The 22912-nt window shown below is 71.3% G+C and carries 15 protein-coding genes; 11 read left to right on the top strand and 4 right to left on the bottom strand.

What is annotated here, in order from left to right:
• The first annotated feature begins 227 nt into the window (after positions 1-227).
• The 3 genes from ACZ6S4_RS15150 (at position 228) to ACZ6S4_RS15140 (ending at position 3008) form a co-directional block, all read left to right on the top strand.
• Complete coding sequence (locus ACZ6S4_RS15150) at positions 228-908, top strand: AbfB domain-containing protein (RefSeq protein WP_465475501.1); 681 nt, start codon at positions 228-230, stop codon at positions 906-908.
• Between the two features lie 43 nt (positions 909-951).
• Positions 952-1956 carry a LysR family transcriptional regulator gene (locus ACZ6S4_RS15145; protein WP_465475500.1) on the top strand — a complete coding sequence of 335 codons (1005 nt, stop codon included), beginning with the start codon at positions 952-954 and terminating at the stop codon, positions 1954-1956.
• Positions 1957-2114: 158 nt separating this feature from the next.
• Positions 2115-3008: an SGNH/GDSL hydrolase family protein gene (locus ACZ6S4_RS15140; protein ID WP_465475499.1), complete on the top strand. Its 894-nt coding sequence runs from the start codon at positions 2115-2117 to the stop codon at positions 3006-3008.
• 61 nt (positions 3009-3069) lie between these two features.
• Here the strand turns inward: ACZ6S4_RS15140 and ACZ6S4_RS15135 are convergent, their stop codons facing one another.
• Both ACZ6S4_RS15135 and ACZ6S4_RS15130 read right to left on the bottom strand, forming a co-directional pair.
• Positions 3070-4425, bottom strand: coding sequence for a glycoside hydrolase family 10 protein (locus ACZ6S4_RS15135; RefSeq protein ID WP_465475498.1), 1356 nt, complete (start codon positions 4423-4425; stop codon positions 3070-3072).
• Between the two features lie 266 nt (positions 4426-4691).
• Positions 4692-5000, bottom strand: a complete 309-nt coding sequence (locus ACZ6S4_RS15130; protein ID WP_465475497.1) for a hypothetical protein — start codon at positions 4998-5000, stop codon at positions 4692-4694.
• Between the two features lie 303 nt (positions 5001-5303).
• Here ACZ6S4_RS15130 and ACZ6S4_RS15125 point away from each other — a divergent pair, with 303 nt between their 5' ends.
• The 7 genes from ACZ6S4_RS15125 (at position 5304) to ACZ6S4_RS15095 (ending at position 17874) form a co-directional block, all read left to right on the top strand.
• Positions 5304-12269, top strand: a complete 6966-nt coding sequence (locus tag ACZ6S4_RS15125) for an RHS repeat-associated core domain-containing protein (RefSeq protein WP_465475496.1) — start codon at positions 5304-5306, stop codon at positions 12267-12269.
• Positions 12269-12778, top strand: a complete 510-nt coding sequence (locus tag ACZ6S4_RS15120) for a DUF4265 domain-containing protein (RefSeq protein ID WP_465475495.1) — start codon at positions 12269-12271, stop codon at positions 12776-12778. Before ACZ6S4_RS15125 ends, ACZ6S4_RS15120 begins: the two co-directional genes overlap by 1 nt.
• A gap of 50 nt (positions 12779-12828) precedes the next feature.
• Positions 12829-14088 carry a S8 family peptidase gene (locus tag ACZ6S4_RS15115; protein ID WP_465475494.1) on the top strand — a complete coding sequence of 420 codons (1260 nt, stop codon included), beginning with the start codon at positions 12829-12831 and terminating at the stop codon, positions 14086-14088.
• The gene (locus ACZ6S4_RS15110; RefSeq protein WP_465475493.1) at positions 14085-15188 is read left to right on the top strand and encodes a Dyp-type peroxidase; all 1104 of its coding nucleotides are present in this window, start codon (positions 14085-14087) and stop codon (positions 15186-15188) included. Before ACZ6S4_RS15115 ends, ACZ6S4_RS15110 begins: the two co-directional genes overlap by 4 nt.
• A gap of 477 nt (positions 15189-15665) precedes the next feature.
• Positions 15666-16343 carry a hypothetical protein gene (locus tag ACZ6S4_RS15105; protein ID WP_465475492.1) on the top strand — a complete coding sequence of 226 codons (678 nt, stop codon included), beginning with the start codon at positions 15666-15668 and terminating at the stop codon, positions 16341-16343.
• Positions 16340-16693 (top strand): transcriptional regulator, encoded by a 354-nt coding sequence (locus tag ACZ6S4_RS15100; RefSeq protein WP_465475491.1) that lies wholly within the window; start codon positions 16340-16342, stop codon positions 16691-16693. The genes ACZ6S4_RS15105 and ACZ6S4_RS15100 overlap by 4 nt, the downstream gene beginning before the upstream one ends.
• A complete protein-coding gene (locus ACZ6S4_RS15095; protein ID WP_465475490.1) occupies positions 16693-17874 on the top strand; it encodes an alpha/beta hydrolase family protein in 1182 nt (393 codons plus the stop codon). Before ACZ6S4_RS15100 ends, ACZ6S4_RS15095 begins: the two co-directional genes overlap by 1 nt.
• A gap of 199 nt (positions 17875-18073) precedes the next feature.
• Here ACZ6S4_RS15095 and ACZ6S4_RS15090 read toward each other — a convergent pair whose 3' ends face one another.
• On the bottom strand, positions 18074-19066 hold the full coding sequence (locus ACZ6S4_RS15090) for a hypothetical protein (RefSeq protein ID WP_465475489.1): 993 nt from the start codon (positions 19064-19066) through the stop codon (positions 18074-18076).
• Positions 19063-19578 (bottom strand): SigE family RNA polymerase sigma factor, encoded by a 516-nt coding sequence (locus ACZ6S4_RS15085; RefSeq protein WP_465475488.1) that lies wholly within the window; start codon positions 19576-19578, stop codon positions 19063-19065. Before ACZ6S4_RS15085 ends, ACZ6S4_RS15090 begins: the two co-directional genes overlap by 4 nt.
• 512 nt (positions 19579-20090) lie before the next feature.
• On the opposite strand from ACZ6S4_RS15085, the gene rph reads away from it, so the two are divergent.
• Complete coding sequence (gene rph, locus ACZ6S4_RS15080; protein WP_465475487.1) at positions 20091-22676, top strand: rifamycin-inactivating phosphotransferase; 2586 nt, start codon at positions 20091-20093, stop codon at positions 22674-22676.
• Positions 22677-22912: the final 236 nt, after the last annotated feature.

Raw genomic sequence — 22912 nt, 5'->3', positions numbered from 1 at the left:
TCTGATAACGCTCACAACGGATCGACCGGCCTTGCTTTCCGGAGCCACATCATTGAATATTGCCGGGCATCGCCATTCTGGCTGCGCCGCGGTGACGGCCGGTATCCGGGAGACAGACACCCCCCATGTCCTATCAGCAGCCCGGTCGTTCGCGCGGCCGTCCCGGACCGCGAGCCGGCCGGTCGCCCGCACAACCGCGCAGCTCAGCCGTCATCGTCGGCGGGGCCGTGCTCGCGGTGCTGGCGATGGTGCTGGTGATCGTCATCGAGCGCCGGCAGCACGCGGACACCGCGCCCGGTACGAGCGGGGCGTGGATCGCTCCGCCGGTGGCCGACCAGTCGCCGGCGCTCATCCCGTTGCAGTCCGCCACGCCGTCCCCGTCGGGCGCCCCGAACGCCGCGGCCACCGGTATGCCCCTGCCGGTGGCCCGGCCCTCCTCGTCCCGTCCCGCGCCCCGCCGTACGCCCGCCCGGCTGCTGCCCGAGCCGGGGAGCCGGATCAGCCTGGTCGCGGTCGGTTCTCCCGGCCTGCGGCTGCGGCACCAGGACTTCCGGATGCGGCTCACCGCGATCGGCCCGCGCAGTCCGGCCCTGGCCCGGGCCGACGCCACCTTCGTGCTGCGCCGGGGCCTGGCCGACGCGCGGTGCGTGTCGCTGGAGGCGGTCAACTTCCCGGGACGGTTCATGCGCCACCGCACCTTCGTGGCGGTGCTCCAGCCGCGGGAGCGCTCGTCGCTGTTCGCGGCCGATGCGACGTTCTGCCCGCAGGCGGCCGGCACCGGCGGGACCTTCGTGCTGCGGTCGAGCAACTTCCCCGACCGCCACCTCATCGCCGACAGCCGGTCGGTGCGTCTGGTCGGACCGGCCACCGGGCCGGCGCAGCGGTTCCGCGCCGAGCCGGGCCTCTGAACCCGTGGTCCCCGGCCGCCCGACACCACGGCAGGAGTGACGGATGAGAACCGCGAGCATCGACCTGAACCTGCTGGCGGCCCTCGACGCTCTGCTGGCCGAGCGCAACGTCACCCGGGCCGGGCGGCGGCTCGGGCTGAGCCAGCCCGCGATGAGCGAGGCGCTCGCCCGGCTGCGCCGGCATTTCGGCGACCAGCTCCTCGTCCGGGTCGGCAACAACTACGAGCTGACGCCGCTGGGCATGGGCCTGCGGGCCACCTCGGCCGCGGCGATGCAGCTGGTCGAGCAGACCTTCACCGCCGCACAGGGCTTCGATCCGGCGTCCTGCGAACGTGAGTTCGTCCTGCTCGCCTCCGACTACGCGGCGGCGGTGCTGGGCCCGCCGCTGATGCGCGCCTTCCGTCAGGCGTCGCCGGTTGCCCGCCTGCGCCTCGACCAGCTGCCCGCGGACGACCCGGCCGGGACCACGCCGGGCCGCCCGCGCCCACCCGACGGGGTGGTTCTGCCCCGCAGCCTGGCCCCGGCCGGGATGCCCGGGACGACCCTCTTCTCCGACCGCTGGGTGTGCCTCGCGGCCGCGGACAATCCGGCTGTCCGGGGCGGGCTGACCATCGAGAAGCTCGCGGCGCTGCCCTGGGTGGTGCACCAGGACGTACGGGCGCACCACCCGGTGCTCGCCGATCTGCGGGCCCGTGGGCTCTCGCCCCAGGCCCGGTTCTCCGTCGGCGGGTTCCATCTGCTGCCCGAACTGGTCCGGGGCACCGACCATCTCTGCCTGATCCAGGAACGGCTGGCCACCCGGGTCGCCGGGCCGGAGCTGCGGGTCCTCGAGGTGCCGTTCGACCTGCCGCCGGTGGTGGAGACTCTGTGGTGGGACCCCGCGCACACCCACGATCCCTCGCACCGGTGGCTGCGCGACCTCGTGGCCGGCGCCGCCCGCGAGCTGACGGTTGAGCCCGGCACCGGCACCGCGCCGAACCAGTCGTGCAAAGCCCGCCCGCCGGCACGCTCGTTGTCGCCCGGCAAACGCCGCACCCAGAACGATTGACGCGGTATTCCACAATGGCGCCGCCCCGTATGGGAATAGTGCGGGCATCGTCTTTATCCAATGGGCTGACGATCGATCTGTGGACTGCTTTCATCAAAGCGCTTCGGCAGTGCGAGAGCAGGCGGCGGTGACAGCACATCGGGTCACGATTCGCCATCGTGCTGGTCGACGATTCGGCGAAACGGACGATGGCCGGTGCGCTCGGCGCGTTCCGGGGTCAGTGGGGCATGGACATCCCGCTGGTGTGCGCCGGCTCGCTGCTCATCCTGACGCCGACCCTGGCCATCTTCCTGATCTTCCAGCGCCCGGAGGAGGTCGCCGCCGGGATCGGGGCCCTGCGGGCCGAGGTCGGCCGGGCCGCGGCTGACCTGCTCGCCGACGCCGGGCTGCGGGCGGCGATCGAGGCGCTGCCGTTCCGGGCCGGTGACCGCGTCGTGGCCGTCGGCGACTCGATCACCGCGGACCGGGTCGGTTGGTTGGAGATGCTCGCCGCGGCCGTCGCGGCGGCCGGCCCCGGCGGCTTCGCCCTGCGCAATCTCGGGCTCAGCGGCGACACGACCGCCGATGTGCTGGAACGCTTCGATCTGCTGGAGGCGGCCCGGCCCACCCACGTGCTGCTGATGCTGGGCACCAACGACGCCCGGCGGCACGGCCGGACGCCCGGCTACTCCATGGCCACCGGCCGGGAGACCGAACGCAACCTGCGGGCGCTGGCCGATCTCATCACCCGTGACCTGAACGCCGGCATCACGCGCATCACCCCACCGGCCGTCGACGGTCCGGCCGCCGGGACCTTCTTCGCGGGCCTGCCGTTGAGCTGGGACGCGGCCGCGGTGGCCAGCTCCGCCGCCCGGATCGGCCGGATCGACGCCCGGTCGGTCGGCCCGCACGACGTGGCGTGGGCCGGCGCGCCCGGGGAGCTGCTGGAAGCTGACGGCGTGCACCCGATCCCGGCCGGTCAGCAGGTCACCCTCGCCGCCGTCATGCGGCATTTGGCCGGCACCGTGGGCCGCCCGGTCGAGCCGGCTTACCGGTCCGGCGCGGCCGGCTGATGCCGTCCGGGAAACACGCCGCCGGCCCGGGGAGTCCCGGGCCGGCAGACGGATCGCGACCTCAGCCGGCGGTGCAGACCGGGGTGACGCCAGGGCCGGTACCGGTGCCCTGGAACCCGAACTCCGTGCTGCCACCCGCGGAGATCTGGCGGTTGTAGTCGACGCTCCGGAAGCTGACCGTCCCGGTGGTGCCGGTGTTGGTCGCGCTCCAGGTGCCGGTGACAGCGCCACCGGACGGCAGCGTCACATTGACGGTCCAGCCGTTGACCGCCGACGAGCCGGCCGTGACCCGCACGGTGGCCACGTAGCCGCCGTTCCAGCTGTTCAGTGAGACGGCGGCAGTGCAGCCCGAGCCGGTCTGCGGCGGGGGTGACGTGGTGACCGGCGGCGTGGTCGGATTGGTGGTGCCACCGGCGTTGAGGGCGTTGAGCACCGAGGTGTAGGCGGCCTTCTTGTTGCCCGAGCCGTCGAACAGCAGGGGGTTGTCATCGCGCCAGGAGTCGGTGTCGCGGATGCCCCAGGCGGTGATGCCGGTGCACCGGGTCACGGCGAGGCACGCCTTGGTGACGGTGGCGTAGATGGTGGCCTGGTTACCGCCCTGCTGGACGTCGAGTTCGGTGATCTGTACGTCGACGCCGAGGTCGGCGAAGCGTTGCAGGTTGGCTTGGTAGGTGGAGTCGATGCCGGTGCCGAGGTGGGACTGGAAGCCGACGCAGTCGATGGGCACGCCGCGGGATTTGAAGTCGCGGACCATGTTGTAGATGCCGGTCGACTTGGCGTTGATGCCGTCGGTGTTGTAGTCGTTGTAACAGAGTTTGGCGTTGGGATCGGCGGCGCGGGCGGCCCGGAAGGCGGCTTCGATCCAGTCGTTGCCGGTGCGCTGCAGGTTGGAGTCGCGGCGGGCGCCGCTGCCGCCGTCGGCGAAGGCTTCGTTGACGACGTCCCAGGCGTAGATTTTGCCCTTGTAGTGGGTGGTGACCTGGGTGACGTGGTTGATCGCGGCGTTGCGCAGGGCGCTGCCGGACAGCGACTGGGCCCAGCCGGGCTGCTGGGCGTGCCAGAGCAGGGCGTGGCCGCGGACCTTGGCGCCCATGGCGACACCTTGGTTGAGGATGCGGTCGCCGTTGGTGTACGTGAACCGGCCCTGCGACGGTTCGGTGGCATCCCACTTCATCTCGTTCTCAGGCGTGACCGAGTTGAACTCAGCGGTCAGGATCCGGGTGTAGGTCGCATCACCCAACCGGCCGGCCGCGATCGCCGCACCGAAGTAACGGCCTTTGGCAGCCGCGGAGGCGCCCAGAGTGCTGGCGGCCTCGGCGGTGCCGACGACCGCGATGCTGGTGGCGACAACCACACCCGCGGTCGCTGCCGAGAGCAGCAGCGTGCGTCGTTTTCCTGTGGAGGTTCGGAGCTTCATGAGGGGATGAGCCTTCCTGGAACGTGTTACCGGTAACCTCTCGTGCTCACAGGCGTCATTACTGCTGACGATGGGGGTGGCCACGAAAAGATGAGAGCGTTAACAGCCTGATTCGAGAGATTGCCAGATTGTTTCTGCTTATTCAAGTGGCAACCTTCGATGTGTTGTGCGGCCGCAAGCGCTCCGCACTGCGACTTCCGTGGCGCGCAGCGCATAACAGTTATTGCTGATTCCGGGCCATTCCGTCTTTCGAAATCCCGGCGCAGCTATTTGATCTCGGTGGCCAGCTTGACGCAGTCGAGCATCGCCGACCCGGCCGCGGTGCCCACCGGTGCGGCGTCGGCGGCGAGGTCGACGCCGTCGGTGCGCAGGGCCGAGCGCTGCTCGTCGGTGGCGTACTTCTCGTACCAGTCGGCGAGACAGTTCACCGTGCGATCGTCCGCGCCGGCCAGCTGCGGATCGGCTCTGATGCCGGCGACGATCTCGGCCCGGGAATGTTTTTCGCCGCTGCAGGCAGCGGCTGAAACAATGATTCCGAATGCGGCAACGGCGAGCGTAATGCGGGATCCGATCACGGGTGGAACCATACGCGAACCGGCTTGCCGGGTGGGGGCCGTGCGGCGCCGGCCACCGCACCGACATTGCCGCGCAACATCGATGAACGTCAGCCACAATCCCAGCTCAGGGGCCACCTGTGCCAATTGCCGGTCGGATGTCCACAGAGCACCGGAGCGGGGTGGCGAGCAACCGTCCTCTTCGGATAGCGTCACCGGCGTCGATGTCAGTCCCGGTGTGGATTGGGGTCGCCATACACGGTTGTCTGCCATGATCACGGGGGATCCATGCGCATACCGCGTCGTTTCCGCGCGCCTTCACGAATGGTCGCCGGAGCACTCATCGCGACAGTTGTCGCCTCGGGACTGCCGGCCGGCTCGGCCGCCGCGAAGCCCGACGCGCCGCCGCCCACCAGCGCCGCGTCCACCGGGGCCGCGTCCACCCGGGCTGCCGCCGCGCCCGCGCCGGCCGGTCCACGCGACTACTTCTACGACGCCGCGGGCCAGCTGGCCGGCGTCGCCGACAAGGCCACGGGATCGGCCTCCTACCGCTATGACGCGGCCGGCAACCTGCTCGAGACCAAGCGGCTCGCCGCGGACGCGCTGGCCGTCTTCGCCGTGACACCCGCGCGCGGGCCCGCCGGCACCGTGGTGGAGATCGGCGGTGTCGGCTTCGGAGCGACGGCGGCGGCCAACACGGTCACCGTCGACGGCCTGGCGGCGCCGGTCACGGCCCTGACCGCCAACCGGCTCACCGTCACCATCCCGGCCGGGGCCACCGACGGTGTGATCGAGGTCAATGCCAGTGGCAAGACCGCGCAGAGTCCCCAGCCGTTCCGGGTCGAGCGCGGCATGCCGGCCCCGGCCATCACCGCCGTCTCGACCGACCGCGGCAACAAGAACGACCTGGTCACCATCACCGGCACCGGCTTCGACCCGGACAAGACCCACGACGTCGTCATGTTCCACCGCACGGTCGCGCAGGTGCAGACCGCCACGACGACGAGCCTGACCGTGCGCGTCCCGGCCGCCGCCTCCTCCGGGCGCATCACCGTCCGCACGCCGGGCGGCCTGGCGACGAGCGCCGCCGACTTCTACGTCGCGCCGCGCGGGTTCGTCATGAGCAACCTGGTGATCGGCGGGCGCACCGGCGCGGGCAAGCCGGCGGTCACCACCACCATCCCGGCCGGCAAGGCGGGCATGGTGCTGCTGGACGGCGTCGCCGGCGAGAACATCAACCTCAAGTTCGACACCAACAGCATCAAGACGCGGTCGGCGCTGTGGCTGTACTCGCCGTACGGCGGCAACTTCGGCCGCAACGCGCTGGGCGACCCGCTCGACCTGTGGGGCTCCGCGACGCTGAGCCAGGATCTGCCGAAGCTGCCCACCACCGGCACGTACGCGCTGATCATCGCCCCGAACGACGGCGAGGCCGGCGCGGTGCGGGTGACGGCGTCGAACACGCTGACGGGTGCCCAGCTCGCCTCGGACGGCTCGGGCGTGCCCTTCCAGATCACCCAGTCGCTGCAGACGGTCTCCTTCCCGTTCACCAACGCCACCGCCAACAAATGGCTCAGCCTCGGCATGACCGACCTGAGCAAGCCGGCCAACACCATCACCGTCACGGTGAAGGCGCCGGACGGCAGCGTGCAGAGCTGGGCCAACATCGACCTGACCCGGTACACGCCGACCATGGTCTTCAAGGCCAAGCAGGCCGGTGCCTACACGGCCACGGTGCAGTTCGCGGCCAACCAGTTCGGCTACGGCAAGCTGTGGCTCTCCGACGTCATCGAGGCCGGCACCCTGGCCATCAACGGCGCGGCCGTCGGGATGACGATCCAGCGGCCCGGGCAGTCGGTGCGGCTGCCGTTCACCGGCGCCGTCGGCCAGACGCTGCAGCTGGGCTTCACCGAGAACACCCTGCTCGACAACGACCGGCCGCAGAACCCGTCCACGATCATGGCCGAGCCCGACGAGCGTCAGGTGGAGCTGCGGACCGGCTCGGCCGAGACCCGGGACATCCCCAAGCTCACCAAGGCCGGCACGCACGCCATCTTCGTCACCGGCTGGCTGGCCGTCGGCACGGTCAAGGCCTGGCTGTCCACCCAGCTCGAGGGCGGCGCCATCGCCGTCAACACCAAGAAGACGGTGACGATCGACCGCCCCGGCCGGGACCTGTACTTCCAGTACAGCGGCACCGCCGGGCGCTCGATCTTCGTCACGAGCCTCGACAAGCAGCTGCCCGGAGAGGTCAACTTCAAGCTCTACCGGCCCAACGGCAACGTCTATCTCACCGGCCGCACCCTCGACCTGGACGCGCTGCCCGACACCGGCACGTACCGGATCCAGGTCGACCCGGAGTCACCCGGCACGGGCAGCCTGTCGGTGTCGGTCACCGAGACCTACAACGTCGGCGCCCTGACGGTCGACGCGCCACCGGTCGCGGGCTCCCTCGCCCTGCCCACCAAGCGCGTCGCCGGGACGTTCACCGGGGCGGTCGGCCAGCGGCTCACCCTGGCCGCTCCCAGCGCCGTGCACGACTGGTGGGACATCAAGGTGTTCAAGCCCGACAACACCCAGCTGGACTTCTTCGGCGCCACCTACATGCCGTACGGGCTGGACCTGCCGGCGCTGCCCGTCGCCGGCGTCTACCGCTTCGAGATGCGGTGGTACCAGACGACCTACACGACCGGTGACTTCTCGCTGCTGCTCTCGGCCGAGGTCGACGGCGGAAAAGCCACGGTGGACGGGGACACCATCCATCCGGTGGTCGCCCGGCCGGGGCAGAACGTGAGATTCACCTTCGACGCTCCCGCCGGCTCACAGCTGGACATGATCTCCGGCGGCGTCATCGTGAATCCGTACGCCGGCTACTACACCATCTACGGCCCGACCGGCACCGTCTTCCAGCGGCGCATCGGCATCTGGTACCTGCGGGAACGGCTGCCCACCTTCACGACCGCGGGCACGTACACGATCGTCCTCGATCCGGCGCAGGGCATCACCGGCACGATCGACACGACCATCAAGCGGCGTACCACTCCGCTGGCCGGTCTCGCCACCAAGAAGCTCGCCCCGGCCGAGGCACTCGATCGCAAGCCGTGTGCCACCAGGAAGTCCACCGTCGAGACGCCCTCGGCACCCGTGCCCCAGGACGGGCTGCGGCCCGCGGCCGGCCCCGAGAAGCAACCCGTCGAGGATCCGCTGTGCGCGGACGGCGGCTGGCGGCCCGACGCGAAGAACCTCGGCGGCGAGGACTGGAAGACCCGCAACGAACCGGCACCGGCCCGTGACCGGGCACTGCAGTTCCCGGTCGGCGTCACCGGGGTCGCCGGCCGGGTGCTGGACACCACCGACAAGCCGCTGGCCGACGTCACCGTCAGCACGGGGGACAAGCGGGCGAAGACCGACGCCGACGGCCGCTTCGTGCTGACCGGCGTGCCGGCCGGTCACCTCGCGCTGCGGGTCGACGGGCGCCCGGCGGGCACCCGCAAGGACTCGTACGGCGTCTTCGACATCGGTGTCGACGTGCAGCGCGGCAGCGTGCTGGTCCTGCCGCACACCGTCTTCCTGCCGAAGCTGGACCGCTCGGGCACGGTCCGGGTGGCCAGCCCGACCCGCAAGGAGGTCGTGCTCACCACCAGGGCGATCCCCGGCCTCGAGGTGCACATCCCGGCCGGCACCGTCGTCCGCGACGCCGACGGCAAGGTCGTCCGGGAGCTCAACCTGACCGCGATCCCGATCGACCGGCCGCCGTTCCCGCTGCCGCCGACCAAGGTGCCGGTCTACTTCACCCTGCAGCCCGGCGGCGGCGTGCTGTTCCCCGAGGGCGCGCGGATCGTCTACCCGAACTACACCAAGGAGCCCCCGGGCACCCGCACCCAGTTCTGGAACTACGACCCGACCGGCAAGGGCTGGCACATCTACGGCCTCGGCAGGGTCTCCGCCGACGGCAAGCAGATCGTGCCCGACAAGGGCGTCCGGTTCTACCGCCTCACCGGCGCGATGACCGCCGTGCCGGGCATGAACCCGCCGCCGGTCGCGCCGCGGCCCAACGGCATCCGGATCGCCGACCCCGTCGACCCGGCCACCGGCCTGCTCGTCGACCAGGCCGTCGACCTCACGGTCGACGACATCATGCCGATCACCATCACCCGGACCTACCAGCAGGGCGACCCCGACATCCGGGCGTTCGGCGTGGGCACGAGCTTCGGGTACGGCATGTTCCCGTGGTCCCCGGGGGTCATCGGCAGCTTCGACTTCAAGCAGTTCGACCTGGTCCAGCCCGACGGCAGCAAGGTCCACTACACCCGCACCTCGGTCGGCGACGACTACGCCGGAGCGGTGTTCGCCGCCGATCCGACCCCGACCGTGTACGACGGCTCCGTCGTGCGCTGGAACGGCGACGGCTGGGACGTGGAACTGCGCGACGGCACCGTCATCGTCCTCGGCGACGAGTCACCGATGCAGGCGATCCGCGACAAGTACGGCAACACCACGACCATCACCCGGGCCACCGCCGCGCCCGGCACCGACGGCAAGGTCCGGCTCAACGGCGCGATCACCCAGATCACCTCGCCGAGCGGCCGCTGGGTCCGGTTCAGCTACGACGCGGCCAACCCGCCCAAGGTCACCGGCATCGAGGACAACATCGGGCGCAAGGTCTCCTACGAGTACGACAGCACCGGCCACCTGCGCTTCGTCACCAACGCGGAGCAGGGCCGCACCGAGTACAAGTGGGACGGCACCGGCCGGCTCAAGAGCGCCACCAACGCCCGCTCGGTCGAGTTCATGGTCAACGAGTACGACACCAACGGCCGGGTCAAGACCCAGAAGGCCGCCGACGGCGGGGTCACCCGCTTCGACTACACCGCGGTCAACGGCGTGGTCACCGAGACCAGGATGACCGATCCGCGCGACCACGTACGCCGGATCACCTTCAACGACAAGGGTTTCCCGCTCACCGACACCCGGGCGTTCGGCACCGACCTGGCCCAGACGACCACCACCGAGTACGACAGTTCCGGTGTCCGGGTGGCCGCCACGGTCGACGCATTCAACCGGCGCACCACGTACGCCTACAACGCGGTCGGCAAGGTCAGGGAGATCACCCAGCTTGCCGGCACAGCGCAGGCGCGCACCTCCAAGTGGGAGTACAACGGGCCGCACGCCGAGCTGACCAAGTCGACGGACCCGTACAACAAGTCCACCGTCTACGAGCTCGACACCCGCGGGGCGGTCAAGAGCGTCACCGACCCGATGACCCGCAAGACGAGCCTGGTGGTCGACAGCAGCGGCCTGGTCACCAGCGTCACCGACCCGGCGACCAAGACGGTTCGCACGGACTACGTCGGCGCCGACCCGGTGAAGGTCACCGACGCGCTGGGCCGGGCCACCCGTACCGGCTTCGACGCCATCGGCCGGGCGGTGTGGGACGCCGACGCGCGCGGCGGGATCACCGACACCACGTACGACGCCGCGGGCCGGATCCGTACGGTCACCGATCCGTTGCGGCGCACCCTCGCGTACGGCTACGACGCCAACGGCAACCGCACCACGGTCACCGACGCCCGCGAGCACACCACCGTCTTTGCCTACGACGAGATGGAGCGGCTCAAAACCATCACCGACCCGCTGGGCAAGGAGCAGTCGTTCGGGTACGACCTCAACGGCAATCTCAAGACGCACACCAGCCGGCGCGGCATCGTCACGGGGCAGGACTTCGACGAGCTGGATCGGGTGAAGCAGACCCGGTACGGCACCGAGAGCACCGTCACGTACACCTACGACGCGGCGAACAGGCTGCGCCGCACCGACGACTCGGCCGGCGGGGTCGCCACGGTCGACTACGACGACCTCAACCGGGTCAAGGCCGAGACCACCACCAGCGGCACCGTCTCGTACGACTACGGCGCCGCCGTCCGCGACCGCACCATGACGGTGCCCGGCCACTCGGCCGTGCGCCACGTGTTCGACGCGGCCGGTGACCTGGCCGAGGTCCAGCACGGCACGACCACAGTGTTCAGCGTCGGCCGCGACGCGGTCGGCCGCCCGAGCCGGGTGGGCGCGCCCGCGACCACGGGCATCAGCCAGAACTACACCTACACCGACGCCGGTGAGGTCAAGACCATCACCTACCGGGCCGGCAGCACGGTCCTGGGCGACCTGGGCTACGAGTACGACGCGATCGGCGAGCCGGTCCGGACCACCGGCACTTACTCGCGCACGCAGCTGCCCGAGGCGTACGGCCCAGCTGCCTACGACAACGCCAACCGGCTGGACACCGTCGACGGGACGCAGGTCGGCTACGACGCCGACGGCAACCTCACCTCCGACGGCGCCACCACGTTCAGCTGGAACGCCCGGGGCGAGATGTCCGGCCTGACCCGCGACGGGATGACGGCGAGCTTCGGCTACGCCGCCGACGGCCGCCGGCTGTCCCGCACGGTCAACGGCACGACGACCACCTACCTGTACGACGGGGACAACCCGTTGCAGGAGAAGGTCGGCGACGCGGTCACCGCGACGATGACCGCGGCCGGGATCGACGGCTTCCAGCTCCGCGAGTCCGGCGGGGTGACCCGGCGCTACCTGACCGACGCGCTGGGCAGCACGCTCGGGCTGGTCGACGACACCGGCGCCGGGGCGTCGTACAGCTACGAGCCGTTCGGCCGGACCACGGTGACGGGCAACGACGGGGCCAACCCGTACCGCTACACCGGGCGCGAGGACGACGGCACCGGGCTGTACTCGTACCGCAAGCGCTACTACAGCCCCGCTCTGCAGCGCTTCCTCAGCGAGGACCCGGCGGGCTTCGCCGGCGGTATCAACCTGCATGCCTACGTCGGCAACCAGCCCACCGAGCTGCGGGACCCGACCGGTGAACAGCCGCAGGGATCGTGCCTGGCCAACGTCTGCGGCCCCAACGGCGCACCGGTCTACCAGATCCCCGGTGGTTCCAGCGGCGGGCCGACCGCGGGGCAGCGGATCCCGCAACAGGACCTGATCGACTTCAACATCGGCGTCAACCGTGATCCGAAATACCCGCCGCCGATGTGCTCCTACTGCCGGCAGAACCCGGCCCAGGCCGTCGACCATGTCGAGCCGCGTTCCCGCGGCGGCAACCTGACCCCGGAGAACAAAGCACCGATCTGCACCCCGTGCAACAGCGGCAAGCGCGACAGGTACGTTCCCAGGAATCCGCCCAAGGGGTACGTGGGGACGTGGCCACCGAAGCACTGGCCACCGCGGATGATCCAGGAGTGGTACCTCCTCTACGGAGGCGCCTGATGATCGAGGAGCTGTCGGTGACCGAACCTGTCTACGTCGTGCACCAGAGTCCGATCGGGTGGGATCCGCCCTTCTACATGGCCCGGGTGCGCCTGGACTACTCCAGGCTCCCCGGCCAGATCGAGCAGCTGCCCCTCAAGGAGCTCGACGACGGGCTGTTCCGGATCATGTGCGTCCCGTTCTGCGCCGACGGCCTGGCGTACCAGGACGTGGTCACGCTCGACCCGGACGGGGTCTACGTGCACGAGGTGCGGCAACGGTCGGGCCACCAGGTGCTGCGTGCGCTGCTGCGGCCCCGCGACGAGGCCGGGCTGGCCGCGGTCACGGACTCGCTGGTGGCGGTGGCCCGGCGGCTCGGCGTCGCCCACGAGCACCACGGTGACCGGTTCATCGCGTTCGACGTCAGCGTCGGCATGGACCCGCAGCCGCTCATCGACTCGCTGCAGAAGGCGGCGGACGACGGGCACCTGTACTGGGAGTGGGGCGACAACGCGCCGTTCACGCCGTGAGCGGCGCGCCGCGAGCGCGGTGAAGTGTGACAGTCACGGGGGAGGAAGCAGTGAGCAGAACGCTGGCGGGGGTGCTCGCCGCCGCGGTGGCCGCGGTGCTGGTCACAAGCACCGCGGGGGTGGCGCAGGCCGCACCCGCTGAACAGGGGCTGGGGCAGGTCGTCGTGCCGGCCCGGGCCCGGATCGTCAAGAACCAGTACATCGTGACGCTGCGCGACACGCCGGGACTGCGGGCCCTGGCAGCGGCCCGCCCGGTGGCCGAGCAGTACGGCGGCACGGTACGGCGCACGTACACGAAAGCTCTGAACGGCTTTGTCCTCAGCGCGACCGAGCAGCAGGCCCGCCGGCTCGCCGCCGATCCGCGGGTGGCCCGGGTCGAGGCCGACTCGCTGGTGCCCGGCGCCGCCGTCCGGCCCTACCCGGTGTGGAACGTCGACCGGATCGACCAGCGCTCCTCGGTGCTGGACGACTCCTACAGCTTCACCGACGAGGCCGGCGCCGGCGTCACGACCTACATCATGGACACCGGCATTCGCACGACCCACACGCAGTTCGGCGGCCGGGCCACCGTGGGCTTCGACGCCATCGGCGACGGCTGGAACGGCCAGGACTGCGGCGACCTCGGGCACGGCACCCAGGTCGCGGCGATCGCCGGCGGCGCCACCTACGGCCTGGCCGAACGCACCAGCCTGGTCGCCGTCCGGGTGCTGGGCTGCGACAACTTCGGCAGCGTCAGCCAGATCATCGCCGGCGTCGACTGGGTGACGCAGAACGCGCGGCGCCCCGCGGTCGTCAACATGAGCCTCGGCGGTGTCTCCAAGATCCAGACCCTGGACGACGCCGTCGCCGCGTCCATCGCCGCGGGCATCACCTACGTGATCGCGGCCGGCAACTCCGAGGTGGACACGTGCACCACGAGCCCGGCGGACGTCCCGGCGGCGATCTCGGTGGCGGCCAGCAACCCGTCGGGCGAACGCGCCACCGGCTGGGGCGGCACCCAGCCCGGCTCCAACTACGGCCTGTGCGTCGACCTCTTCGCGCCGGGTGAGCAGGTCAAGTCGGCGTACAACGCCAGCGACCGGGCGACCAGGGTCTCCCGAGGCACCTCCCTGGCGGCCCCGCACGTGGCGGGCGCGGCGGCGCTGATCCTGTCGAAGTACCCGGACGCGACCCCGGCCGAGGTCAGCGCCATGATCGTCGGCTCGGCAACCATCGGAGCGATCAACCCGGCGACCCTGCGAGGCACCCCGGACCGCCTGCTGTACATCACCGACGTGATCGATCCGCCGGTGCGCCCGGCCACGCCATGACCGGCGTACCAGGTGTGAGCCGACGGCAGTTCCTGGCTGCCGTCGGCTCGGCCGGCCTCGCCGGAGCAGCCGGCTGTTCCACGTCGCATCCGGACCCGCAGCCCGCCGCGGCCCCTCACCAGGCGATTCCCCGCCAGACAGCGATCCTCGGCCGGGCCCCCTCATCCACCCTCCTGGTGGCATACGACGCGGAGGCGCCGGACCGGACGGCCCTGGCCGGCACGCTGCGCGCCCTGACCGACCGGCTGTCCGGCGCAACCGCGACGGTCGCGGTCGGCGCCTCCCTCTTCGACAACCGGTACGGACTCAGCCGCCCGCGCCGCCTGGAACCCATGCCGGCGTTCCGCGCCGACGTCCTCGACCCCCAGTGGTGCCACGGCGACCTGCTCGTCCAGGTGTCCGCCGACGACCCAGCCGAGCTGACGGCACTCCTCGCCCGCCCACTGCCGGGCCTACGGCAGCGCTGGCGCATGGAAGGCTTCCACCCACCGGCGCGCAAGGCCGGAGAGGTCCGCAACCTGTTCGGCTTCCGCGAGGGCGCCGGCAACCCGGACACCAGCGACGCGGCCCTGATGGACCAGCTCGTCTGGACCCAGCCCGGCGACGGCGAGCCCGACTGGTGCGTCGGCGGTACGTACCAGGTGGTCCGCCTGATCCGGCTGGCCATGCAAACCTGGGACGGCGAGCAGGAACAAGAGCACGAGCGGGTGTTCGGCCGCCACAAGACCACGGGTGCGCCGCTGGGCCGGACGCGGGAGACCGAGGAGCCGGACTTCGCGGCGGACCCCGACGGGCAGATCATCGCCCTGGACGCACACATCCGCCGGGCGAACCCGCGGACACCGGAAAGCCAGGCCCACCGCATCCTCCGCCGCGGTTACTCGTACAAGCGCGAGCCGCAGGTGTCCGGCACGCAGGACGCGGGCCAGATCTTCATCTGCTACCAGCGCGACATCGAGGCCGGGTTCGCGACCATCCAGCGACGGCTCAGTGGGGAGGCGCTGGAGCGCTACACGCTGCCGTTCGGGGGTGGTTACTACTTCGTCCTGCCTGCTGCCGGGGCGGGCGTGCACCTCGGCCAGACCATGCTCGCGGGCTGAGCCGGGGGAGCGCTGCTGCGGTGCGCTGACCGCTTGCCGCGCACCTGCTCGGGACGCACCTCCCCTCGGGCGTGCTTGCCTGCGGCGTGCCTCCCCGCAGGCGCCGGCCGCGGCGCACCTGCCCTGCGGTGCACTTGCCTTCGACGCGCCTGCCTGCGGTGGGCCTGGCCGCGGCGCGCTTGCCTGCGGCGGACCCTGCCTGCGGCGGACCCTGCCTGCGGCGGACCCTGCCTGCGGCGCGCCTGCCTGCGGCGCGTCTGTCGCGGTGTGATCAGCCGCGTCCGCCGAGCCCAGCGCTGCTCTCCCGCGCGGCGGCGGCAGGCCGCCGCGACGTGCGTATCCCGATCACAAAGCCCTCGTCCGCTTCGTGATGGCGATCGCCGGCGCCCGCGATGAGCCCGCTCCCTCGAGCGCCGAGCACAACAAAAGCACCACGGAGAGCTAGCGCCAATTGGTTTGCTGTGGAAACCTATTGGCATGACCACTGAATCGATGTCCGCCGGCGGCGACCCCCGCCGGCTCTTGTCGGACGTCCGGGGCCTGACTCACCGGGTGCGCCTGGACCAGCGGCTGACTTGGGTCGCGCTGCTGGTGCTGGGCCTGGTGACCCTGGTCGGAATCCCGTTCGACTGGTTCGGCCTGCGGTTGAACTGCGCCTCGGACGGCAGTTGCGAGTTCGCCCGGCGCGGCGTGCTCTTCTACTGGCCACCCGCACTCCTGCTGGCGTACGCGGGGATCACCGTCAGCTACATCCGGACCGCCCGGGCGCGGGGGCTGGGTGCCCGGGTGCTGCCGTACGCGATCACCGGTGCCGCCCTGACCGTCCTGTTCACCGCCGCTTGGGTGGCGGCCGCCCTGTACTTCCCGGACCACCCGGTGCGGTTCTCGTCCTGGGTGCTCGTGGTGGACCGGCTGATCGCGCCATGGGGGGTCATCGGGGTTGCGCTGCTGGTGCTGGCCCGGGGGGAGCGCAACGTCGCGTTGCTGCTGTTCACCCTCGGATACCTTGCCGTGGCGCTGACGTTGCCCACCAACGAGGGGTGGGGGACCTCCTGGGGCATCCGGGCCGACTTCGCGATCCCGCAGGTCATCTGCGGCATCGTGCTGCTGCTGGGCGCGACCGGCTTCGCGGTGGCCCGCCGGCGGCACCGGTGACTGCCGAGGTGCCGGAGCCGCAGGCGTCGGCCGCGCATCCGGTCACCGGGCTGGACGAGGTTGTGCATCAGCGGGTACGGCTGGGGATCCTCGCCATCACCCACGAGGCGCGCCGGGTCGAGTTCAGCTACCTGCGCAATCAGTTGGACCTGACTGCCGGCAACCTTTCCAAGCACTTGAGCGTGTTGGAGATGGCGAGCCTCATCGACGTGGAGAAGGGCTACGAGGGCCGGCGCGGCCGTACCTGGATCACGCTGACCGCCGCGGGCAGCACCGCGCTCGCCGAGGAGATCAAGCGGCTGAAGCTGCTCATCACCCAGATCGAGAGCACCGACACCCCGGAGGACTGATGACCACCGCCCTGACCCGCCGGCACGTGCTCACCGCCGCGCTCGCGACCGGCGTCGCCGTGCCGCTCGGCGCCGGCCCTGCCCGGGCGGCGCGGACCGTGCCCGGCCCCGTACGGCTGACGCTGCCCGCACCCACCGGGCCGCACCGGATCGGCACCGTGTCGTTGCACCTGGTCGACCGGTCCCGCCCGGACCCGGTGGCCGGGCGGGGGCGGCACCGGGAGCTGATGATCAGTGTCTGGTATCCCGCCGCTGCCGGCGCCCGGCGTCATCCGGTGGCGCCGTGGATGCCCGCCGCGTCGCTGCGGGCCCTGCTGGCGGGCAACGGCTTCGATCCCGAGGTCGCGGCGGGCCCCCGTACGGCCGGGCATGAGGGAGCGCCCGTGTTGCGGGCAGCGGACCGGCGGCCCGTGATCGTGTTCTCCCACGGCTCCGGCGGTCACCGTGCGGAGACCACCGTCGTGGTGCAGGAACTCGTCAGTCACGGGTACGCCGTGGTCACAGTGGACCATCCGTACGACTCGTACAGCGAGTTCCCCGGCGGCCGGCTCACCGTGCCCGACGACGACGTTCCGGTGACGCCGTGGGACCACGCGAACGACGTTCGCTTCGTGCTCGACCGGGTCGAGGATCTCGTCGCGGGGCGCAATCCCGACGCCGGGCGACGCCGGTTGCCGGCCGGCCTGGGGGCCACGCTCGATCCGCGTGGTGTCGGCATGTTCGGCTGGTCGAAGGGGGCGACGGCCACCGCCCTGGCCATGAACACCGACCGGCGGGTGCGGGCCGGGCTCAGCCTCGACGGCCCGATGCAGTCGCAGCCGCCGGTCACCGGGCTCGACCGGCCGTTCATGCTGATGACCGCCGAGCTCAACCGGGCCGCCGAGCCGAGCGTCGCGGAGTTCTGGTCGCAGCTACGGGGGTGGCGGCTCAACGTGCAGGCGGACGGTGCGCTGCACGGGGCGTACTGCGACAGCCAGTGGCTGGTTCCGCAGCTGGCGACGCTCATCGGGATGAGCGACGAGGAGCTTGCCGGCTGGATCGGCACCCTCGACCCGGCCCGGGCGGTACGGATCCAGCAGGCTTACCCGCTCGCCTTCTTCGACCTGCATCTGCGCCACCGTCGGGGGCAGCTGCTCGACGGTCCTAGCGGGGTCTTCCCCGAGGTGCGTTACCTACCGTGAGCCGGACCTAAGGGTCATCAGCCGGACCTGAAGATCCTCAGCCGGACCTGAAGATCCTCAGGCGGACCTGAGGGACCTCAGGCGGACGTGAGGGACCTCAGGCGGACGTGAGGGTGCTCAGGCGGAGGTGAGGGTGCTCAGGCGGAGGTGAGGGTGCTCAGGCGGACTTGAGGATCCCAAACCGGACCTGAGGGCCCGGTCAGTCCTTGGTGGACCGCTCGGTCGCGGCGCGGTCGCTCGCCACGATGAGGCCGAGCAGCTCCTCACCCAGACCGGCCGGGACCCGGACCCGCCCGCCGCCTGTCGAGATGGCCTGCGGGCAGTTCTTGTCGCCCAGCACCACGGTGACCTCGCCGATGCTGATGCCGACCGTCTCCGGTCCGCGCAGGACGCATTCCGCACCGGCGGGCACCGGATCACGCAGCTCCGCGAGGGCGGCCCGAATCCGGTTCAGCGTCTTGGCGTCCGTCGCGACCACCATGCCGTTGCTGGGCGGCGCGTCGGTGGTGGCGCTGGTGATCCGGGCCGGCAAGTTCAGGCCGCCGGAGGCCGGGGCCGCCGGGGCAGCGGGCCAGGTGATGCGGTCGAGCAGCTGCTCGCGACGCTTCTCGTCGCCCGAGATGAGGGCCGCCGTCGCCTCGATCGGGCCGGTGTAGGGCCGGTACGACCAGGCGGAGGTGACCCCGATCGGGCTGGCCTGTTCCACCTGGAGCAGCTGGTCGTCCTTGGCCACCAGCTGCTCCGGACCGAGGGACGGGGCGACACCCCGCTCCACGAGAGCCATCCACGGCTCACCGTCCGACCGGCAGACGACGAGACCGCCCCCAGGAGGGACAGAGTCCGACGGCATGAAATCCCACTGGGCGGCGAGGTAGACGGTGTGCGGCTCGGCGGTGCACGCGTTGAAGGCGTGGACCGTGCTCGTCCGCCAGCCCTCCGGCACGACGACCGACACGCCGCCGAAGCTCACCGGGGTCCCCGACTGCCGCTCGACGTCCGACCGGCCCAAGGTGGTGACGACGAAGGGCAGGGTCAAGACAGCCACTGCGGCGGAGGCGGCAGCTGTCCAGGCGCGGCGGCGCCGCACACTTCGTCGCCCCAGGCTGACCATCCGGGCCGCGGGGTCGGTCTCGGACGGCGTCACGGAGGTGGCCGCGCGGTCGAGGAGTTCGTTGACTTGGCTGGTGTTCACGGCGTCTCCCGGGCGGATTCGACGAACAGGCCACTGGCACGCAACGCCGCCAGGGCGCGGGACGTGCGGCTCTTGACCGTGCCCACCGCGATGCCGAGGGTCTGTGCCACCTCGGCCTCGGAGGCGTCGGCCCAGAACCGCAGCACGAGCACCACCCGCTGGTCGGCGGGCAGCCGGCGCAGGCTGGCGAACACCTGCACGCTGAGGTCAACCTGCTCCGCGAAACCCCGGCGTGAGGTGTCCGGCAGCTGCTCGGTCGGCACCTCGCCGCGCCAGCGCCGGCGCCGGGCCCGCATCGCGGCCCGGATCATCACCTGCCGGACGTACGCCTCCGGCCGGCCGTCGGGCCCGCCCAGCCGGGACCACGACCGGTACGCCGCGATCAGGCCCTCCTGGGCGAGGTCCTCGCCCAACCGGCTGTCCCCGGCCAGCAGCGCGCCGAAGCGAACGATCTCGCGGTACCGGCCGGCGACGAAGTCCTCGTAGCCGGCGGGTTCCGCACCGCGGAGCAACCCCATACCGGAGTAAGGGCGCTGGACCCACCCGATGGTTCCCCCAATCCGGCACGCGGGAGGAAATGGCGCCCGGGAGAGTGCAGCGCCCGGGAGAAAGCAGCGCCCGAGAGAAAGCAGCGCCCGAAAAAAGTGGCGGTGGGGGAGGAAGTGGCGCGTGGGAAGGAAGCCGGGGAGGAAGCGGCGCGTGGGAGAGGAGCCCGGGGGAGGAAGCGGCGCGTGGGAGAGGAAGCCGGGGAGGAAGCGGCGCGTGGGGAGAAAGCCGGGGAGGAAGCGGCGCCTGAGAAGGAAGCCGGGGAGGAAGCGCAGCGTGGGAGAGAAAGCCCGGAAGGAAGCAGCGCCCGGCAGAAAAAGCAAAAGGCAAGGAGACCTCTCCCTGCCACTTCTAACGTATAGCGCACCGGGGGGCTTGCGGCAAGACCCCGGTGATGGCGCAGAATCGTCCGCCGAGACCACCACCTGCGGAAATGGGGACACGACGTGCGTATGTTGTCGGCCGATGAGCTGCCGCGGTGACCGGGCGGTACGTGCTTGATCTCGACCGGATCGACGGGACACAGGGTGCGGTGGCCGGCGGCAAGGGCGCGCAGCTGGGCGCGTTGTCCCGGCTCGACGGCGTCCGGGTGCCGGCCGGCTTCTGCGTGACGACGGAGGCGTTCCGCCGGGTGGCAGTGCCGTTGATCGACGATCAGCTCGTTCAGCTGTCGGCTCTGGACCCGGACGACCGGGAAGGGATCCGCGCTCTCAGCGCGCAGATCCGCCGCAGCATCGAAGGGATCGCGGTCCCGGAGGATCTCGCGGCGGAGATCACCCGCGCGCTCGCCGAGCACGGCGAGCAGGCCGCCTACGCCGTACGGTCCAGCGCGACGGCGGAGGACCTGCCCACAGCCTCCTTCGCCGGCCAGCAGGACACGTATCTGAACGTGGTGGGGCCCGCCGCGATCCTGGAGCACATCAGCCGGTGCTGGGCCTCCCTGTTCACCGAGCGGGCGGTGATCTACCGCCGGCGCAACGGCATCGACGACCGTACGGTCGCCATGGCCGTGGTCGTGCAGCGGATGGTGTTCCCGCAGGCCTCCGGCATCCTGTTCACCGCCGACCCGGTCACCGGCGACCGCACCTCCGCCACCGTGGACGCGGGCTTCGGGCTCGGCGAGGCCCTGGTCTCCGGCCTGGTCAACCCGGACGTCTACAAGGTGCGCCGGGACGAGATCGTGTCCCGGACGATCGCCGCGAAGGAGCGGGCCGTGCAGGCCCTGCCCGGCGGCGGTACGCACCAGGCGGCGATCGATCCATCCCGGCAGGAGCAGCCCGCGCTGACGGACGCGCAGGTCCTGGAGCTCGTACGGCTGGGACGGCGGATCGAGGCCCACTTCGGCCGCCCGCAGGACATCGAGTGGTGCCTGGCCGAGGACGGCTTCCGGATCGTGCAGAGCCGCCCGATCACGACGCTGTTCCCCGTCCCCGCCGGCGACGACCAGGCGCGCGTGTACCTGTCGGTCGGCCACCAGCAGATGATGACCGACGCCATGCGGCCCCTCGGCTGGTCCATGTGGCAGCTGACGGCCATGGCGCCGATGCACGAGGCCGGCGGGAGGCTGTTCGTCGACGTCACCCGGGCCCTGGCCACCTCCGCGGGCCGCACCGGCCTGCTGGACATGGCGGCCCGGTCCGATCCGCTGACCCGGGACGCGCTGGAGACGGTTCTCAGCCGCGACTTCGTCCCGCTGTCCCCGGACGCGGGTCCCGGCCGGCCGCCGGCCGGTGCCGGGCCCGCCCCGATCGAGACCGATCCGGCCGTCGTCACCGAGCTGATCGCTCGCAGCGAGGCCTCCGTCGCCGCCCTGCAGCGTGACATCCGTACGAAGACCGGGCCGGCGCTGTTCGACTTCCTGCTGGAGGCGTTCGAGGAGCACAAGCGGGTCCTCAGTGATCCGTTGAGCATCCAGGCGATCATGGCCGGCATGGAGGCCACCTGGTGGCTCAACGACCGGCTGCAGGAGTGGCTGGGGGAGAAGAACGCGGCCGACACCTTGACCCTGTCCGCCCCGGGCAACATCACTTCGGAGATGGGCCTGGCGCTGCTGGACGTCGCCGACGTGATCCGCCCGCATCCCGAGGTGGTGGCGTTCCTGCGCGGCGTCGAGGACGAGGGGTTCCTGGACGAGCTGCCCAAGCTCGCGGGCGGGACCGAGGCGCGCGACGCCATCGAGACCTACCTCGACCGGTACGGCATGCGCTGCGTCGGCGAGATCGACATCACCAGACCGCGCTGGCGTGAGCGACCGACCACGCTCGTGCCGGTCATCCTCGACAATGTCCGCAACTTCGGGCCTGGTGCCGCCGAGCGCCGCTTCGAGCAGGGGCGGCGGCAGGCGGAGGAGAAGGCCCAGGAGGTGCTCGAACGTCTGCGCGCGTTGCCGGACGGCGAGGACAAGGCCGGCGAGACCGAGCGGATGATCGACCGGGTCCGCACCTTCATCGGCTACCGGGAGTACCCCAAGTACGGCATCATCTGCCGCTATTTCCTCTACAAGCAGGCTCTGCTGGAAGAGGCCGGCCGCCTCGTGCAGGCCGGTGTGCTCGCCGGGAAGGAGGACATCTACTACCTCACGTTCCAGGAGCTCCACGAGGTTGTGCGGACGCACCGCGTGGACGGCCGGCTCATCGCGCAGCGCAGGGAGGAGTTCCGGGCGTACCAGGCGCTCACGACGCCGCGGGTGTTGACCTCGGACGGTGAGGCGGTCCTGGGTTCGTACCGGCGCGCCGACCTGCCGGCCGATGCCCTGGCCGGGCTGCCGGTCTCCGGCGGGACGGTCGAGGGCCGGGCCCGGGTCGTCCTCGACCTCGCCCAGGCCGACCTGGAGGCGGGCGACATCCTCGTCACATCCTTCACGGACCCGAGCTGGTCGCCGCTGTTCGTCGGGATCGCGGGCCTGGTGACGGAGGTCGGGGGCCAGATGACCCACGGCGCGGTGATCGCCCGGGAGTACGGCCTGCCGGCTGTCGTCGCGGTGCCGCAGGCGACCCGGCTCATCCGCGACGGCCGGCGGATCCGGGTGCACGGCACCGACGGCTACGTCGAGCTGCTGTCCTGAAGATCGTTGTGTTGAAGACCTCGTCCTCCGGTAGGGCATGGATGTTTTTGATCGCCCTGGTTTAACCTGGCATCGCCCGCCGCGGGCGTGGGCCGGGACCGGGGAGAAAACCATGAACATGCAGGGACAGAGTCGCGGGGGGGGGGGGGGGGGGGGGGGGGGGGGGGGGGGGGGGGGGGGGGGGGGGGGGGGGGAAGAAGAAAGAGGGGGGGAAAACCAAAACAAGACGGGGGGTG

The organism is Actinoplanes sp. NPDC051405 (genome assembly GCF_055586185.1).
The sequence above is the reverse complement of the archived record's forward strand: the minus strand, read 5'-3'. Positions and strand labels throughout refer to the sequence as shown.